This is a genomic window from Wolbachia endosymbiont of Trichogramma pretiosum (assembly GCF_001439985.1).
Taxonomy (GTDB): domain Bacteria; phylum Pseudomonadota; class Alphaproteobacteria; order Rickettsiales; family Anaplasmataceae; genus Wolbachia.
Window position 1 is genome coordinate 653092 of record NZ_CM003641.1, and the last position, 16206, is coordinate 669297.

At 34.2% G+C, this 16206-nt stretch carries 14 protein-coding genes, 1 tRNA gene and 1 pseudogene; 5 read left to right on the forward strand and 11 right to left on the reverse strand.

The window, feature by feature from the left end:
- Nucleotides 1-2 precede the first annotated feature (2 nt).
- From wTpre_RS03125 to rseP, 3 genes are read right to left on the reverse strand one after another with little or no spacing between them, the layout of a single operon-like run.
- The gene (locus tag wTpre_RS03125) at nt 3-563 is read right to left on the reverse strand and encodes an OmpH family outer membrane protein (RefSeq protein ID WP_068651907.1); all 561 of its coding nucleotides are present in this window, start codon (nt 561-563) and stop codon (nt 3-5) included.
- Nucleotides 564-2897, reverse strand: a complete 2334-nt coding sequence (gene bamA / locus wTpre_RS03130; RefSeq protein WP_068652625.1) for an outer membrane protein assembly factor BamA — start codon at nt 2895-2897, stop codon at nt 564-566. It lies immediately after the preceding gene.
- A gap of 7 nt (nt 2898-2904) precedes the next feature.
- Nucleotides 2905-4020 carry an RIP metalloprotease RseP gene (rseP, locus tag wTpre_RS03135; protein ID WP_068651909.1) on the reverse strand — a complete coding sequence of 372 codons (1116 nt, stop codon included), beginning with the start codon at nt 4018-4020 and terminating at the stop codon, nt 2905-2907.
- Nucleotides 4021-4120: 100 nt separating this feature from the next.
- On the opposite strand from rseP, the gene wTpre_RS03140 reads away from it, so the two are divergent.
- On the forward strand, nt 4121-4387 hold the full coding sequence (locus wTpre_RS03140; protein ID WP_068652627.1) for an FAD assembly factor SdhE: 267 nt from the start codon (nt 4121-4123) through the stop codon (nt 4385-4387).
- On the opposite strand, the gene wTpre_RS03145 is transcribed toward wTpre_RS03140, so the two are convergent.
- Genes wTpre_RS03145 through wTpre_RS03155 form a run of 3 tightly spaced genes read right to left on the reverse strand, consistent with a single transcriptional unit; the run spans nt 4365 to nt 6676 of the window.
- Nucleotides 4365-4682 carry a cell division protein ZapA gene (locus wTpre_RS03145; protein ID WP_068651911.1) on the reverse strand — a complete coding sequence of 106 codons (318 nt, stop codon included), beginning with the start codon at nt 4680-4682 and terminating at the stop codon, nt 4365-4367. The genes wTpre_RS03140 and wTpre_RS03145 overlap by 23 nt on opposite strands.
- Before the next feature lie 43 nt (nt 4683-4725).
- Complete coding sequence (locus tag wTpre_RS03150; RefSeq protein ID WP_068651913.1) at nt 4726-5004, reverse strand: HU family DNA-binding protein; 279 nt, start codon at nt 5002-5004, stop codon at nt 4726-4728.
- Between the two features lie 19 nt (nt 5005-5023).
- The gene (locus tag wTpre_RS03155) at nt 5024-6676 is read right to left on the reverse strand and encodes a 30S ribosomal protein S1 (RefSeq protein ID WP_068651914.1); all 1653 of its coding nucleotides are present in this window, start codon (nt 6674-6676) and stop codon (nt 5024-5026) included.
- A gap of 103 nt (nt 6677-6779) precedes the next feature.
- Here wTpre_RS03155 and trmB point away from each other — a divergent pair, with 103 nt between their 5' ends.
- Nucleotides 6780-7424, forward strand: a complete 645-nt coding sequence (gene trmB, locus wTpre_RS03160) for a tRNA (guanosine(46)-N7)-methyltransferase TrmB (RefSeq protein WP_068651916.1) — start codon at nt 6780-6782, stop codon at nt 7422-7424.
- Between the two features lie 208 nt (nt 7425-7632).
- On the opposite strand, the gene wTpre_RS03165 is transcribed toward trmB, so the two are convergent.
- From wTpre_RS03165 to mnmE, 5 genes and pseudogenes are all read right to left on the reverse strand, one after another.
- Nucleotides 7633-8154, reverse strand: a complete 522-nt coding sequence (locus tag wTpre_RS03165) for a pyrimidine dimer DNA glycosylase/endonuclease V (protein WP_068651918.1) — start codon at nt 8152-8154, stop codon at nt 7633-7635.
- 128 nt (nt 8155-8282) lie between these two features.
- Nucleotides 8283-9671, reverse strand: a pseudogene (gene terL, locus wTpre_RS03170) (phage terminase large subunit).
- Nucleotides 9672-10325: 654 nt separating this feature from the next.
- Nucleotides 10326-11330, reverse strand: a complete 1005-nt coding sequence (locus tag wTpre_RS03175) for an NAD(P)/FAD-dependent oxidoreductase (RefSeq protein ID WP_068651920.1) — start codon at nt 11328-11330, stop codon at nt 10326-10328.
- 167 nt (nt 11331-11497) lie between these two features.
- A tRNA-Ser gene (locus wTpre_RS03180) sits at nt 11498-11585 on the reverse strand.
- Between the two features lie 47 nt (nt 11586-11632).
- Entirely contained in the window at nt 11633-12961 is a 1329-nt protein-coding gene (mnmE, locus tag wTpre_RS03185; RefSeq protein ID WP_068651922.1) for a tRNA uridine-5-carboxymethylaminomethyl(34) synthesis GTPase MnmE, read from the reverse strand.
- 130 nt (nt 12962-13091) lie between these two features.
- Here mnmE and nuoI point away from each other — a divergent pair, with 130 nt between their 5' ends.
- From nuoI to infC, 3 genes are all read left to right on the forward strand, one after another.
- Nucleotides 13092-13574, forward strand: coding sequence for an NADH-quinone oxidoreductase subunit NuoI (gene nuoI, locus wTpre_RS03190; RefSeq protein ID WP_068652629.1), 483 nt, complete (start codon nt 13092-13094; stop codon nt 13572-13574).
- A gap of 185 nt (nt 13575-13759) precedes the next feature.
- The gene (thrS, locus tag wTpre_RS03200; RefSeq protein WP_068651924.1) at nt 13760-15661 is read left to right on the forward strand and encodes a threonine--tRNA ligase; all 1902 of its coding nucleotides are present in this window, start codon (nt 13760-13762) and stop codon (nt 15659-15661) included.
- 12 nt (nt 15662-15673) lie between these two features.
- On the forward strand, nt 15674-16192 hold the full coding sequence (gene infC / locus wTpre_RS03205) for a translation initiation factor IF-3 (protein WP_068651926.1): 519 nt from the start codon (nt 15674-15676) through the stop codon (nt 16190-16192).
- Nucleotides 16193-16206: the final 14 nt, after the last annotated feature.

A 16206-nucleotide genomic window follows, 5' to 3' on the forward strand; every position in this document is an offset into this window, starting at 1 on the left:
GCCTACTCAATACTTTGCAAAGCAAATTCAGGTATTTCCTTGTTTACATTTTTTAATACCACATCCGATAAATCGACTTCATCCATGGAGTATAAAACTTGATTCTTTTTTGAAATAAATAGTACTAAATCTATATTGTTTCTTTCTGCCGTTCTTTTAGCAACTTCTTTTATCTTGTTAAAGATACTTTCTACTGCTTCTCGATAATTTTCTTCTAAATGTGACATTTTCTTGGCGTAATTATCCCTAACGCTTACAGTATGCTTACTAAATTGTTCCGTCTTTTCTTTTTTTGCTTCTTCTGACAAAAGGTCAAATTCTTCTTTCGATGGCTTAAATTTTTCTAACTCATTTTCAAATTCTTGCTTTAACCTAGAATTCTGCTCATTTATTTGTTGTTGTATATTTTGCAGAGCAAGAGATTCATTGATAACTTTGTCACTATCAATAATGGCAGCCTTTGTATTAATCGCTCTCTGAGGTTGATACCCTACAAACTTATACCCCACAAACAAGGAAATAATTAAGGCAATAACTGATGTAGATAACTGTATATATTTCATTTAAATCCCCGCTTCAATAGATATTTTAATATTTGTCGATGGTATTATGTCATAAGCTTCCTTTACTAAAGGAAACCCAAAGTCTAATCTCAGCCTACCAAAAGGAGAAGGCATTGAAAAGCCAAAACCTAGTGATACTCTCATAAGCTTACTATCGTAATATTTCCCACTATATCCCTTCTTTTCACCTAAACCAAAAAGTGTTGCATAGTCAACAAATAGTGAGGCTTTGATACCAGCATAGTCGTATAATTTAGATAGTGGAAAATCTACTTGCTGTGTTAAATTAAAATAAGTTTTGCCTCCCAATGAGCTTTTATTTTTGTCTTCTGCTCTTGGTCCAATTCCGGAAAGGTCAAATCCTCTAATCTCATTGCCACCTTTAAAGAAGTGCTGGCCAATGTTGAGCTCTTTATTAGTATAGGAAAAAATATGACCTGCTGCCACTTTAAAGCGCAATGTTATATCATCATCAATTTTGCTTAATATAGGGTGTATATAAAAAGATAATAATTCAGATTTTAGGAAATTTACATTTCCCCATAATCCTGAAATATCCTGACTTAAACGCAATAAATATCCCTCTTTAGGAGTATAGAGGTTATCCAGTTTATTGTACGCTAACGTGTACCCCACTGATGAAACCTGATACTCACCTTCTTGATCTCTTATTATCTCAGAGATATCCTCATCTTTTCCACCCTTATTGTCCATGTATATGTGATTATACTTATAAGAATATTGAAAGGAATTGGTTAGATTTTCTGAGATTTTGTATGATAATTTTGCTATTCCTCCCCAGTTGCAGGTATCAAAAGTAGTGTTTGGTTTGTCTTGTTTTTCATAAAAAATACTCATGCCTAGTGAAGTATCAGAATCGTTAAAATTATTTTCAATAGCGTCTATACTAGTAGAGAGGACATATTGACTTTTTTCAAGAGCAAAAGATATCTCTTTACCACTACCAAATAAATTACGATCTGTGAAATCGGTTTTAACAAATACTCCACCAGGAAGGGACATACCACCTGTTAAAGATAACGAGGCAGTTCTTTTTTCTTTGAGATTTAAATCAAGATTTACTGAATTTTCATCCACTATATAACTATTTATTTTTACTGTTTCAAAAAAATCGCTATATATAAGTTTTCTACGTGATTTTTGAATCTCAGATGTGTTATACGCGTCACCTTCTGCTATGCTAAGTTTTCTTCTAATTACTTGATCTAAAGTGCGGTCATTGCCATCAATAGTAATTTGGTTTATATAAATCTTTTTACCTGGTAGCACTTTATAAGTTACATCCACAATATTGTTATGTTGCGTGTATTCTGGATTAACTTTTGCAAATATATATCCTTTTTCATTTAAATGTTTACTTATTTTTTCTGCTGTATTGTTAATTTTAACTCTATTAAATATTTGATTATTTTCCTCTTTGATAAATTCTAATATTTCTTCCCTTAAACTTAAATCCTGAATCTCAGTTTCAATATCAACTTCATTGTTTCCAAATAAGTATTGCTGCTTTTCATCAATCAAAAAAGTTAACTCTATTTGGTTGTTATTATCAACCTCAACAATTGGTTGGATATTATTTTGAATATACCCCTTAGATGAATAGAAGCGATCAAGAAGTTCTGTGTTAATCAGTAGATATTGAGGTGAATAATGAGTTCCGCTTTTAAAAACGGCTCTAAATAACTTGCTAAATATGTCATTGCTATGCCTTTTGATAACTTGCTCTAGCTCATTTGCTGAAAAGTTTTTATTACCTATAAATCGTAAACCCTTAATTTTAGATGTTCTTCCTTCTTTTATCTTAAAAATTAGGTTTATCCTATTGCTACCAAGTTTATCTAGCTCATATGCAATTTTAACACCAATTTTACCACTGTTCCTATAAAGAGTAGCTAGATTTATTAAATCGTTTTGTAATTTTGTTTCAGTGAAAATAGTTAGTGATTTTGACTGGATAACGTTATTTAGCAACTCTTTACTGTTAAATAACTTATTGCCTTTCAATATTACTTTATTAATTAATGGGCCCTCATGAACTTTTACTACTAAGTTTTTTTCATCATCGATATAGGCGTTAATACTAGCAAATAACTTTGTTTTGTATAAATCTTTTATAACTGAGTCTACATCATCATCATTTATATGACTACCTGGTTCTAATTTTGTATAAAACCTCATTGTTTGATCACTTACTCGCTCATTGCCAATATACTTAATATTTTTTATCTGTACTTTTTCTTTATTTTCTAGAGCAACAAGTAGAGTAGGAAAAGAAATAAGTATTATTATTAGTATGTGAAATAACTTTTTCATGTGTATCTTAAAAAAGATGCCTAATATCATTTGTGATTGCAACTGCCATCAACAAAAACAGTATGGCAGCACCAAAAGTGACTGCATATTTTTGATATTTCAAACTCAAATCTCTACGTATAACTGCTTCTATAATATAATGAAATAAATGACCACCATCTAGTAGTGGTATTGGCAGCAAGTTAATTGCAGCTAAATTAGCTGAAATAATTGCCATAAAATACAGAACCATCATAAGTCCCTTTTTAGCTGATTGCCCTGAATATTTTGCAATTTTTATTGGCCCACCTATTTCATTTATACTCCTTTTACCAACAACAATTTGAAAGAGTGCTTTGATTGCTAAACACATAGTATGGTAGGTTTCATTCACTGATAGGCTAGCAGCTCCAAGAAAAGATGACTGTTTTAACCCCATCATATTAATTGAGGTAATTCCTATAGTTTTTCTTTCTATTATGTTACCAAAGACATCTCTATCCTCAACTGTAAACGGAGTTAGAACAGTTCTGTACTCTTCGTTATTTCTGCTATACTTAATTTCTATTCTTATTTCAGGGTTGGACATTATCACGCGTGAAATATCTTCAAAGTATTTTATCTTGTACCCATTGATCTGTGTAATAGTGTCACCTGGTAATAGGCCAGCTTGCTTTGCTGCACTTTCTTCTATTACATTACCAATTACCGGTGGAGTACGATAATAACCTGCCACACTAAAAAATATTGTGAAAGCTATAACGGTAAATATCGTATTTGCAAAAGGCCCTGCAAAAACTATTGCTGCTTTTTGATATCGAGGTTTCGTATGGAATGAGTATAGTTTTTCTTCTTCAGTTAATTTCTGTTGATCAACAGGAACGCTTGCTGCATTAGTATCCCCTAACATTTTAACGTAGCCACCCAATGGAAAGACACTTAATTTCCATCTAGTTCCAGAGTTGTCGTTAAAACCAAAAATTTCAGGACCAAAGCCTATAGAAAAAGATTCAACTTTAACCTTGCATGCTTTAGCGACAATATAATGCCCACATTCATGCACGAATACTATGACAGAAATTATTAAAGAAAACGATAAAAAAGAATATATTCCAGCGCCAAGTTGATGAGAAACTAATTCCACCTGTGTTCTAAATCTTAATCAAACGTTGAGTATATTAAAATGCGCCTTGCTTGACAAGTATTTAGTTTAGTCTTTAAATTAAAAAAAAAGTTTAATGACAATGATAGATACCTCCTTATTAAGAAGAAAACTGATGTATAGGAGTTGGCATAGGGGTTGTAAAGAAACTGATATACTTTTAGGGCATTTTGCGTTGAAATATCTTGACAAATTTTCCTTAAGTGAACTAATTGAATACGAAAAAATAGTTGATCTTGATGATTACGAATTATATTGTTGCATAACTCGTAAGAAACCTCTCCCACCTGATTTGAGTAGTGAGGTAGTCAATTTGATTGCTTGCTTTAATCACTTATGTACCCAATAATCTTGTTTACCCTATCTAATACTCCAGCATATTCTACTCTTTTTTTCTCCCTATACTTTTTGCATTCTTGATTTATTTCGTCTAATCGCTTTGTTAATTCTAAAATTTTGTCTTCGAGAGTCAATGCTGCAAGTAAGAAATTTAATGCATCTGAGCCCTTACCTCCAGTTCTTTGAGATATGGAGCTAACCAGCTTGTTGAAGCTATTAGCAAGTTGTAATAAATGGTCCCTCTTTTTAATTTCGCAAGATATTTTATATGTGTTATTACGTATAACTATTTCTACTACTTGCATATGATGCTATATTGTACAACTTTCAAATTTACAATATAGATTTTCATTCATTTATCAAGAGGGATAACTTTTTACTGCTACGAAAATAAGTTTTAAAGTATTGATGTTTTGCAATCTTCTGTGACATCAAATTACTTGCTTCTTTCAAGTTATAGCTTCTAATCGAAAAAGAACCAAACCCCCTGATTTCAACTCTATTATGATATTTCAACGTATTTGAAAACACTCGAAAGAAACTATCAACTATGCCCGCTATAATGACCTTATCTAACAAAAGGTGTTTTTTTGCCACTTTTGCTATTATGTCAGATTTCGTTGCCATTTATGTAAAGCACAAGAAGTTATTTGGCAGATAATATTATATTATATTTTTCAATACCCACTACTTCGACTTGTATTTTTTCTGATATAGAAAACTTTTTATTTTCTGGTAAATGCTCTTGATCTACTAAAAGGGTTACATTGTTCTCAACCTCAACGATCAGACCATTTTCCTCTCTCTTACTTACAGTAACCTGAATTTTATCCCCTACTTTAACTTTCTCTATCAGTTCTTCAAGAGGATCATACTCTATTTGCTTTACTCCAAGATAAATTCTTGTCCGATCTACGTTAGCCCTTATCACTTTTGCTTCTATTTTATCACCTACATTATACTTTTTTACCTCATCTGAATTGTTTTGCGACCAACTTAGATTTTGCATATAAATTGTTCCTTCTACGTCCTCAGATACCTCAGAATTATCAAAAGTCACAGATATTTGTGAACCATTGTTGCTTTTAACTTTACCAGAAACAATAGAACCAAGAGGATATTTATCAATAAATACTTGCCAAGGATTCTCTACGCACCTTTTTGTGCTTAAACTCATCTTATTTTTAACAATGTCAATACCGAGAATTTTTACATCCACTTCTTGTCCTATTGTTACAAAACTACTGATTGGTAAATTACTCTTGCTCCAAGTTATTTCTGATGAGTGTACTAAACCCGCAATCCCAGGTTTAATCTCAACAATGAATCCACAATCTTTTATACCCGTTACACATCCTTTGTGTACGCTGTTAATTGGACATTTTGACTCCAGATCTTGCCAAGGATTATCTCCTAATTGTTTTACACCAAGGGAGATTTTTCCATTTTCTCTATCTATTTTTAGAATTTTAGTTTTTATATGCTGACCACAAGAAAAAATTGCAGACGGATGACTTACATTACTCCAAGAGATATCTGTAATATGTAGCAGTCCATCTATAACTCCTACTGTATCTGATTCATGAATGCCAACAAATGCACCGTAGTGAGTGATGCTTTTTATTTTGCCTTCTACCACATCACCCTCATTTAAAGATTCTAAAAACTTAATTTTTTCACCAGCATGCAATTTCTCTAGTACCAGCTTCCTTGATACTACAATATTCCCCTGCTTCTTATCCATTTTTAGAACGATGAATTTTTGTTCAGTTTCAATAAGGTGATTAGCATCTTTTATTTGCTTCAAATCCACATGACTCAGAGGTAAAAACGCACTTATCCCATCACCAAGATCAACAATAAAACCGCATTTAATTGAGCGTTTAATGATTCCTGTTACTTCATCTTTTGTAACTGCGCTTTCTTCCAATTTATTCCATTTTTCGTCTCTGATTGCTTTCTCACGACTAAGAACAACATTACCACGGTAATCTTCAATTCTTTCAACATAAACTCTAATTTTCGAGCCAACAGTAATATCATCATTACAACTTAGCTCCTTAATCAGAATTCTTCCATCTGACTTTAAACCAATACCAACCACAATGTCATTAGAATTTCTTCTTGTGATTATACCTTCTACCACATCTCCTTCTTTGATTTTATTAGCAAAAGAATCTTCACAAAAGTCATTGTCTTGATTATCAAATTGATCTTGAAATATCTCTTCTATGAACCTATTTGATGATAGCCTCTTGATAGCAACTGTACTTTCCATACCTTGTAATTTCAACTTCATTAGAACTCATATATTATATAATATTAATAATTAGTGACAAGTAAATTCTCATTAATTCATTTCGAGAATTGTTTAAGCTATAAAAGATTAAGTTATGTAAGATATGTTATCTAGGAATAATAATTGGATTAGGTCATTTTCCAGAAGATCTAGGTTAAAGTTGAATGTTTTGGAGAAGTATTCTATTAAAAATAGCAAGGAATCTATAAAAAAGATCGTAGACTTACAGAAAAGAATACGGGTAGAAATAGGTTTCGGTAATGGTGAAAATATACTCTATCAGGCATTCAACGAATCTGATCTATTATTTATAGGATGTGAGCCTTATTTAAGGGGGGTCTCTTCCTTGCTAAAAAGCATAGAAACACACAGCATAAAAAATATTTTAATATGGACAGAAGATGCAAGAGAATTAATTGTCAATTTTCCTGACCACAGTGTTGAAAAATTCTTTATTCTCTTTCCAGATCCATGGCCAAAAAGAAGTCACAACAAAAGACGGTTAATTAATACGGAATTTTTAAATTTATTAGCAAAAAAAATACTTGTCACAGGGGAAATATTTATTGCAACTGATCATCAGGATTATGCAGAGTGGATAGATTTACATATAAAGCAATGTAATTTTTTAACCTATAAGGAAGATATTTTTGCAAATTATACCCCAACAAAATACCACAGAAAAGCGCTAGAATATCAGCGTAAAATAAAGTTTTTTAAAGTAAATGTTATATCTAAACTGACTTAGATTTACCTCTGCTTGTTAGTACAGATGTGTACATGACACTCTATAGTGGAAGTAGCCTACCATGTAATGGGAATAACAGTTTACTGAACCCTTTAATCTCACAAATGGAAAGATCAATAAACTTGATAAACATCAATGTTATCAGCCAGCATTGCTTTTGCAACTTCAATTCTACCTTTTTTATGATCGGTTTGGATGATTTTATAACCTATGGCATTTTGTCTAGCAACCAACCTGGTGCTTCTCTACCTTTTTCCCACTTAGCAAATCTCCTCTTTTCTTTTAGGTAATATTCTCTATATGCTTCTATTGGGTTACTACATTTATATCGATCAGGTAACGCTTGTGTAAAAGCTTGTATATCAGCTGATCGAAATATTAGCAAATCCTTGTTATTATTGCACCAATCTATAACTTCTTCGGATTTATGCGTTCTTTTGTATCGCAAGCTATATTCTATACACAATTCTTTTCCATGTTTTATTAACCAATCAAAATTTCCTTTTGATTGTCTAGCCCATAAAGAACAAGGATGGTTTTTGTGAGTAAGTTTATATGGAACTTCTATATTCTGGTTTGTAATGCTGACTAAAGGATTTGGCTCTTTTAATGCTATTGAAAAAACACTGCTAAGCAATTGAGCAGTTTCTAGCGGCATTTTTACTATATGCTTATCGCATAACATTTGTGCTGCAGTTACAGGATTTTCGTCTAATACAAAGATATTCATCTAAGCACCCAGAGATAGAATTTTTGTGTAGTATTTATTTCAATAAACCCTAAAATATCATTCAGAAAATAGATAAGTCAAATAAGCTCAGTTAAGAATTATACACAATTCTGAAGAACCTTTTCAAGCTACAATGAACGTATAGCTGCCACTAGAGCAATATTATTTCTTGCCCACTTAAGATATTGCACGATACTATCTACTTGATCATCGTGACGGATTTCTGGAAACATTAAAATCTCATACTCAAAGTCGCTAAGCCATACTGGTTGTTTGGGGAGAAAAACCCCCTCAGATTCTATAATTGGGACAATTCGGTGAAATCGAGTTAATTTGTCATTATGTGGTACTATTTGAATAATAGGTAAATCACTGTTTTCCTGAGCTCCTGAATCAATTGCTGACCGGTTGCTTTTGCTTCGATTGAAATTGCGTGTGGCTTCCACCTTGCAGCCAGCGATAGAACTTTCTCTTTAAGTTTTGGATATTCAAGTTTTGCGCAATATACATCGAGTAAATAGAATGTATTCTCTACTTTTGTCCAGATAGTGCAGACACTAAAGTCACTTGTATTGTTCATTGACATTGCGTTATCCCAATTTTGTGTTAGATGCAAGAGGCTATCAGGAAAGTTTTTATGGCTCTTCAACCACTCTCGTTTAATTATACCACTTGAAAGTGGCAGAGGATTTTGTTGGTATCGATCAGCAAAACCATAACTCCCAAGTTCAGCTTTTATCATCTCAATTTCTTCTTTTCCTTCAGTTGGGAAATACAACAATTGACTTTCTTCTCTTGAGAATATTCCCTGTTCATGCCCTGGAATCAGATTATTAACTGAATAAGTAATCTCCTTATCTTCAGATATTATTGGTAAACAGACATGATGCCATATGTTTCTTGGTTTACAGAGAAGGTGACCAGTTAAATCTTCTCAATGGAGTCTGTGCATCACAAGAACGATAACTCCTTTTTTTTCTGTCGTTGAGCCTATTTACTAAAGCCTGATCAAACCAGTTTGCAGCACGCTTTCTAAATGTTTCGCTCAAAGCTTGTGCGGGACTTAGCGGATCATCCACGATAATGAAATATCCACCTTCACCGGTTAATATTCCTCCAACTAAGGTTGCAATTCGACATCCTCTCTGCACTGTTTGAAATTTATATTTAGTGTTTTGATCTTTGCACAATTCTACTTTCGGAAATAGCTCTCTGTACCAATCAGATTGCATTATGCACCTTGTATCGAGTGAGTGCTTCTCGCTAAGCAACCGAGAGTAACTTGTAACTATTATTCTTGCATTTGGCTGATTCCCTAGTATCCATGCAGGCCAAGCAACACTTACACAAATGGACTTCATTGAACGTGGTGGCATATTGAATATTATTCTTTTCACTTCACCTGAACTTGCCGCTTCAAGCCTATCCGCTATGACTTTTATATATTGATAATCATTATACTCACACCCCGGTGCTACCGTTTGAAAGCATAGTTCGACAAATTTTACAAAGTTCATGTTAGTCTTCTATAGTGTGAGTGGAATTTACTTTATGGTGGTGTCATCCTCTTTGGTGTCATATCAGCGTCCTTTTTCTTGTCATCCAAGTAGCCCTTTCCTTGTCATTACAGTGCTTGACACTGGAATCTAGTTTCACCTTATGATGGTTTTATTCAAGCATCCTCTATCCAAGTGCCCCTTTGGTGTCATCCGAGTAGCTGACACTGGTTTCTTACCAACAAAAACCTATCATGACTTTTGTGCTCAAAAGATTTCTGGATTCAAGCATCAAGTGCTGGCCTGAAGCTTTAGTTACAAGTATTAAGAATTTACCAAATGAAAAAGGCAAAAGAACCGCCGTATAACGAGTTTTGACCCTATAATAATGTAAATTGGCATTGTAACAATGTGCTAACGCTTATTTAAAGCGCGTTTTTGGCTGAATGTAGAAAAAATAAAAAAGACATGCAACAGCTATAATTTTTGTGTAATTTGCCAATAAATATCTGAGTTTTTTACTGAATTTTGTCATTGAGCCTGTAGGTCAAAAACAAGGATAAATACTCTCATTGCCACGGCAAGGGAGTTGGGTAAATTTGTAAAGTAATCTTTTTGTTTGTATTCCCTTATGCTTGAGATCACTCCATGTAGGTTCATGGATCTTCTGACTCTTTAAATTCCATGAATTCCCTTTGAAGTTGAATATTGAAAATTAACTGGAGAATTGTGAATTACTTTGTATATGTGATAACAAGCCATAGCGCTCTCAGCAAAGCCATTTAGTATCAATTTTAGTTTGCCTGGATAAGTAGCTATATCTCCGATTGCATATATTCTATCTCTACTGGTTCTAAGTGTAGCGGGGTCGACAGTTATGCGGCCATGTTCTAACTCTATACCCCAACTGTTTATTGGTCCAAGATTCATTGACAATCCAAAAAATGGCAGCAAAAAATCAGCGTATATTTCTTTTTCTTCCTTGGAGGCAATGTTTTTTACTATCACTGCGCTCAATTGTCCATTACCTCCTGCTAGTTTGTGTAATTGATATGGGACTACCAGTTCTATCTTTCCATTATTTTCAAGTGATTCTAATTTATTTCTAGTTTCAGGAGTGCAGCGAAATTCCTTTCTCCTATGTATCACATAAATTTTCTTTGCAACTTTAGAAAGTTCTACAGTCCAATCAGCCGCAGAATCCCCCCCCCCTGCAATGACTATAGTTTTGTCCTGAAAATCAAAAATTTTATTTACATTATAAAATACAGATTTATTTTCATACTCTAATATACCCCTTAAGGGTGGACGGTTAGGTTCAAACATTCCGTTACCTGCAGCAATGATAACGGCTTTGCATTTTACCTCTGTACCTATGTTCGTTATGATAGTAAAGTTTTCACCTTCGTTATTTGAAATCTTTTCCACTTTTTGACTTAAATGGTAAACAGGCTCAAACGGTGAAGCTTGCTCCATTAGTCGCTCAATTAATTTTTGGGCAGTAATTACAGGATAACCAGGTATATCATATATCGGCTTTTCTGAGTAAAGAGCTGTGCACTGTCCTCCTGCTTGATCTAAAACATCTATTACATGACATCTCATATCAAGCATTCCAGCTTGAAAAGCAGTGAATATTCCAACAGGCCCTACACCTATTATTACGATATCGGTTTCCATATTCAAATGGTGATCTATTTATAGATATTAGCTTTCTTTGCTAACAGGGTCAATTTACAAAGGGATGTATTTTTAAAAGGTGTGGCTAGATTACATAAGATTTCTAGCGTTATGAACCACATGGTCTAAATAAGCTCTAAAATCAGCTATCATAGCGAGATGCTGCGCGGACGGAATGGGATTCGAACCCATGGTACGCTCATCACGTACGTCAGTTTTCAAGACTGGTGCCTTAAACCGCTCGGCCATCCGTCCACTTCTTTTCTATCACAATATTTGATTTTAAGCAATCTATAAAAGCTTTACTTGCCCACACAAAAGTTACTAAATATACTGTCCAATATTTCCTCAACATTAATAATTCCAATCACTGCACCAAGTGCATATGCAGCAAGCCTCAAGTCTTCAGATATCAACTCAATTGGATTGTCGATATTAAAACGCTGTAAATGCTCCAGTGCTTTCTGCATGTGATTCCTATGTCTTTGCCGAGTAATCACAGGAGTATCTCTATCATGCCCAAATTTTTCCTTTGCCTTCTCTTTTATGAAAGAGATCAATTTGTTTGTACCTATCCCCTTTAGAATAGAAATGGGTAAAAGATCTATGCAATTAACTTTTATATTGTGATTATTGATAACATCGTCAGCTTTGCTCAGTACATAAATAGTATCGCTATTTACAACGTTGCAATTGATATTATGACGCTGTTCAAAAGGAAATAGTTCTATCCTTAAATCAGCTTCAAAAGACCTTTTTTTCGCTCGACTTATACCTTCTGATTCTATTGGATCTGAACTCTCACGAATTCCAGCAGTATCAGAGAGAATGATTGGGTATCCACCAATGTCAATATGAGCTTCAAGTATATCTCTTGTTGTGCCTGCATATTCAGAAACAATAGCAATATCACGCTTGGCTAAGAAATTAAACAGAGTTGATTTACCGACATTTGGTTCACCAGTTATTACAACATGTAAACCCTCACGCAACCTTTCGCCCCGTCTATTATCATTTAAATGATCTTGTATCAACTGCACGAGAGATTGCACTTCATTATCAATTTTTTCCAATTCACTTTTTTCCACCCAAATGTCCTCTGCAAAGTCTATATATGCTTCGATTTTGGATTGTATCGTTATCAATCTTTGCCTCCAATTGCTGTATAGTCTCTCCAATTCTCCTGATATCTGCTTAATCGCTTGTTTAGCTTGCATTTTCGTCTCAGCATCAATTAAGTCTGCAATCCCTTCTATTTGCATTAAGTCAAATTTACCATTTAGAAAAGCCCTAAGTGAGAATTCTCCAGGCCTGGCCATAACGAAAATTTTTGATAATTCCTCCAAGATGATTTTTATGACGGCCTTACTTCCATGCACTTGTAACTCTATAACATCCTCGCCAGTGAAACTGTTTGGAGCAGGGAAATAGATAATTATTCCATTATCTATCAATTGACTGGAATCATCATATATATCAACTAGAGTAGCAAATCTTGGTTTAATTTCTTTCTTAATATGAAAATGATTTAAAGCTTTAAGCGCGTAGTTGCCTGAAATTCTGATTACTGCAACTCCTGACTTACCAAATACGGTCGATAAAGCGAAAATAGTTTCATTTGTGTTTGTCATTATTGATATGAACTACTTAGCAATATTACACTTAAGAGAACAAAATACCTAAAAGTCACCTAGGTGAAAATATTTATTTTGAAAACTGATAATATGATTTATAATGACTGACGCAAGTTTTAAATATTTTATGCTCAAGAAATTAGCTTGGTACTGGTTATTTGTAGACTTAATTAAAGGGTTTGTTATTACATTAAAATATATGTTTAAACCAAAGGTTACTTTGAGGTATCCTATGGAGAAGGGCCCTTTAAGTCCAAGGTTTCGTGGTGAGCATGCGTTGCGTAGGTATCCAAATGGTGAAGAACGATGCATAGCGTGTAAGTTATGCGAAGTTATCTGCCCTGCTCAAGCAATAGTTATTGAAGCAGAGGAAAGAGAAGACGGTAGTCGCCGCACCAAACACTATGATATTGATATGACAAAATGTATATATTGTGGACTTTGCCAAGAAGCATGTCCAGTTGATGCAATTGTGGAGGGTCCTAACTTTGAATTCGCTACTGAAACAAGAGAGGAGCTAGTGTACAATAAAGAAAAGCTATTGCGTAATGGTGAAGTTTGGGAAGAAGCAATTGCACTCAGGTTAAAAAAGAACAGGCTGTATTATTAACTAGGTATGTCAACAATTAAAATTTCTTACAGCAAGTATGTAATAGATCTCTTGTGCAACTGTTATTTAACTAAAAGATCATTAGCTCACCTTTTGGTGTCATCCCAGCGCATGATGCTTGAATCTAGAAAAGAAAGAAACATGGATCCCAATGTCAAGCACTGGGATGACAAAAGGTCTCATGAATGATAAAAGTTACCTTTTTAGACGAACAAAAAGTAAAAGAATACAGTGGTAGAGTCACTGGCTTTGATATATTACAACCGGATGCTTTGAGAGAAGCAATTGCCTTTAAGGTAAAGGGTGAGTTATATGATCTCTCACGTGAAATTGAATCTGATACAGAGATAGAGGTAATACAACTGAGTGACGAAGCGGGTTTAGATATAGTAAGGCATGATGCTGCTCATATAATGGCACAGGCAGTAAAAGAGCTCTTTCCTAATACTCAGATTACTATCGGGCCAATAATTCAAGATGGTTTCTACTATGATTTTGCTACAGATCGTGCCTTTACCACGGAAGATCTTACTGCAATAGAAAAAAAAATGAAGGAAATTATAAAAAATAACCACAGATTCGTCCGAGAAGTTTGGACTCGTAAGCAGGCAATTGATTTCTTTAGTGGTATAGGTGAAAGATACAAGGTTGATATTGTCTCATCAATACCAGAAAACGAAAACCTAACTGTTTATAAACAAGGCAACTTTGTAGACCTATGTCGTGGTCCGCACTCACCATCAACTGGAAGAGTTAAAGCGTTTAAACTTATGAAAGTAGCAGGTGCGTACTGGCGTGGCGATTCTAAGGGCCCAATGTTGCAAAGAATATATGGCACCGCATGGAGAAATAAGGATGAATTAAATACTTATCTTAAACGTCTGGAGGAAGCAGAAAAACGCGACCACCGCAAAATTGCTAAGGATATGGACTTATTTCACATTCAAGAGGAAGCTGTTGGGCAGATTTTTTGGCATGAACAGGGATATACTTTATATAATGTTCTTGAGTCTTACATCAGAAAAAAGTTAATGAACAATGGCTACTTTGAGGTAAAAACCCCTATTTTAGTAAGCAAAGAGCTGTGGGAAAAATCGGGACATTGGGATAAGTTTCGTGAAAATATGTTCATTATTGATGAATCTGAAAGTAAAAAACTAGCAATAAAACCCATGAATTGCCCTTGTCATGTGCAGATTTTTAATTCTCGCACCAGAAGCTATCGTGATTTACCGATACGTATGGCAGAATTTGGCACATGTCATAGAAATGAAAGCTCAGGCTCATTGCATGGACTGATGCGAGTGCGTGGTTTTACGCAAGATGATGCACATATTTTTTGTATGGAAAAACAAGTGAATTCTGAAACTGTGAAGTTTTGTGACCTTTTAAAAGAAGTATATTCAGAACTTGGGTTCAATGAAATTTCTGTGAAATTTTCAGACCGTCCAGATACTAGATCAGGTAATGATGAAGTGTGGGATAGAGCTGAAAGAGCATTGCTTGAAGCAGTTAAGGAAGCAGGGCTTAGTTATGAACTTAATCCTGGTGAAGGTGCATTTTATGGTCCAAAGTTAGAGTTTGTTTTGAAAGATGCAATAGGTAGAAATTGGCAATGTGGAACGTTGCAAGTTGATTTTATTTTACCGGAGCGGCTTGGAGCTTTTTATATAGGAGTAGACGGGCACAAGCATCACCCTGTCATGTTACATAGGGCAATTCTTGGAACTTTTGAGCGTTTTATTGGAATTTTAATAGAAAATTATGCAGGAAAATTTCCAGTTTGGCTTGCTCCAACACAGCTTGCTATTCTGACCATTACAAATGAGGCTGACGGTTATGCTACAGAAATCAGCAACGTTTTAAAAGAACAAGGTGTGAGAATCAAAACTGATTTGACCAATGAAAAAATTAGCTATAAGATACGTTTGCATAGTTCAAGTAAGGTACCTATATTGTGGATCATGGGCAAAAATGAAGTTACAAATAAAACTGTGTCAGTAAGAAATTTAGGATCGGAAAAACAGGAGTCTTTTTCTTTGGAGAATGCTACTGAATTGCTGTTAAAAATTATTAATTTGAATTAATGGAGCTAAAATTTGCAAGTCAAAAAGAACAATAAAAACAGAATTAATGAACTTATCAAGGCTAGGGAGGTACGCTTAGTTGATCATAGTGGTGAAATGGTCGGAATTGTTCCAATAGAACAAGCCTTGGAAGTTGCACAAAGTGTTAATTTAGACTTGGTAGAAATCGCACCTGATTCAACTCCTCCAGTATGTAAGATACTTGACTATAGCAAACAAAAGTACGATATAAAAAAGAAGGCAAGTGAAGCAAAAAAGAAACAAAAAACATTAACTATAAAAGAAATTAAACTGGGTCCTAATATTGGTGATCACGACTACGAAACAAAATTGCGTCAAGCAAGGGATTTTCTTGTGCATGGACATAGAATTAAAGTCACAATGAGATTTAGAGGGAGAGAGCTTATAAACACTGAAGTTGGGCTGAAAAAATTAAAACGGCTAATTAGAGACGCTGAAGACATTGCAAAAGTAGAATTAGCACCTAAAAGGGAAGGAAATCAATATTCTTTAACTTTAGCTGCTAAGTAGTAAAATCATTTAAA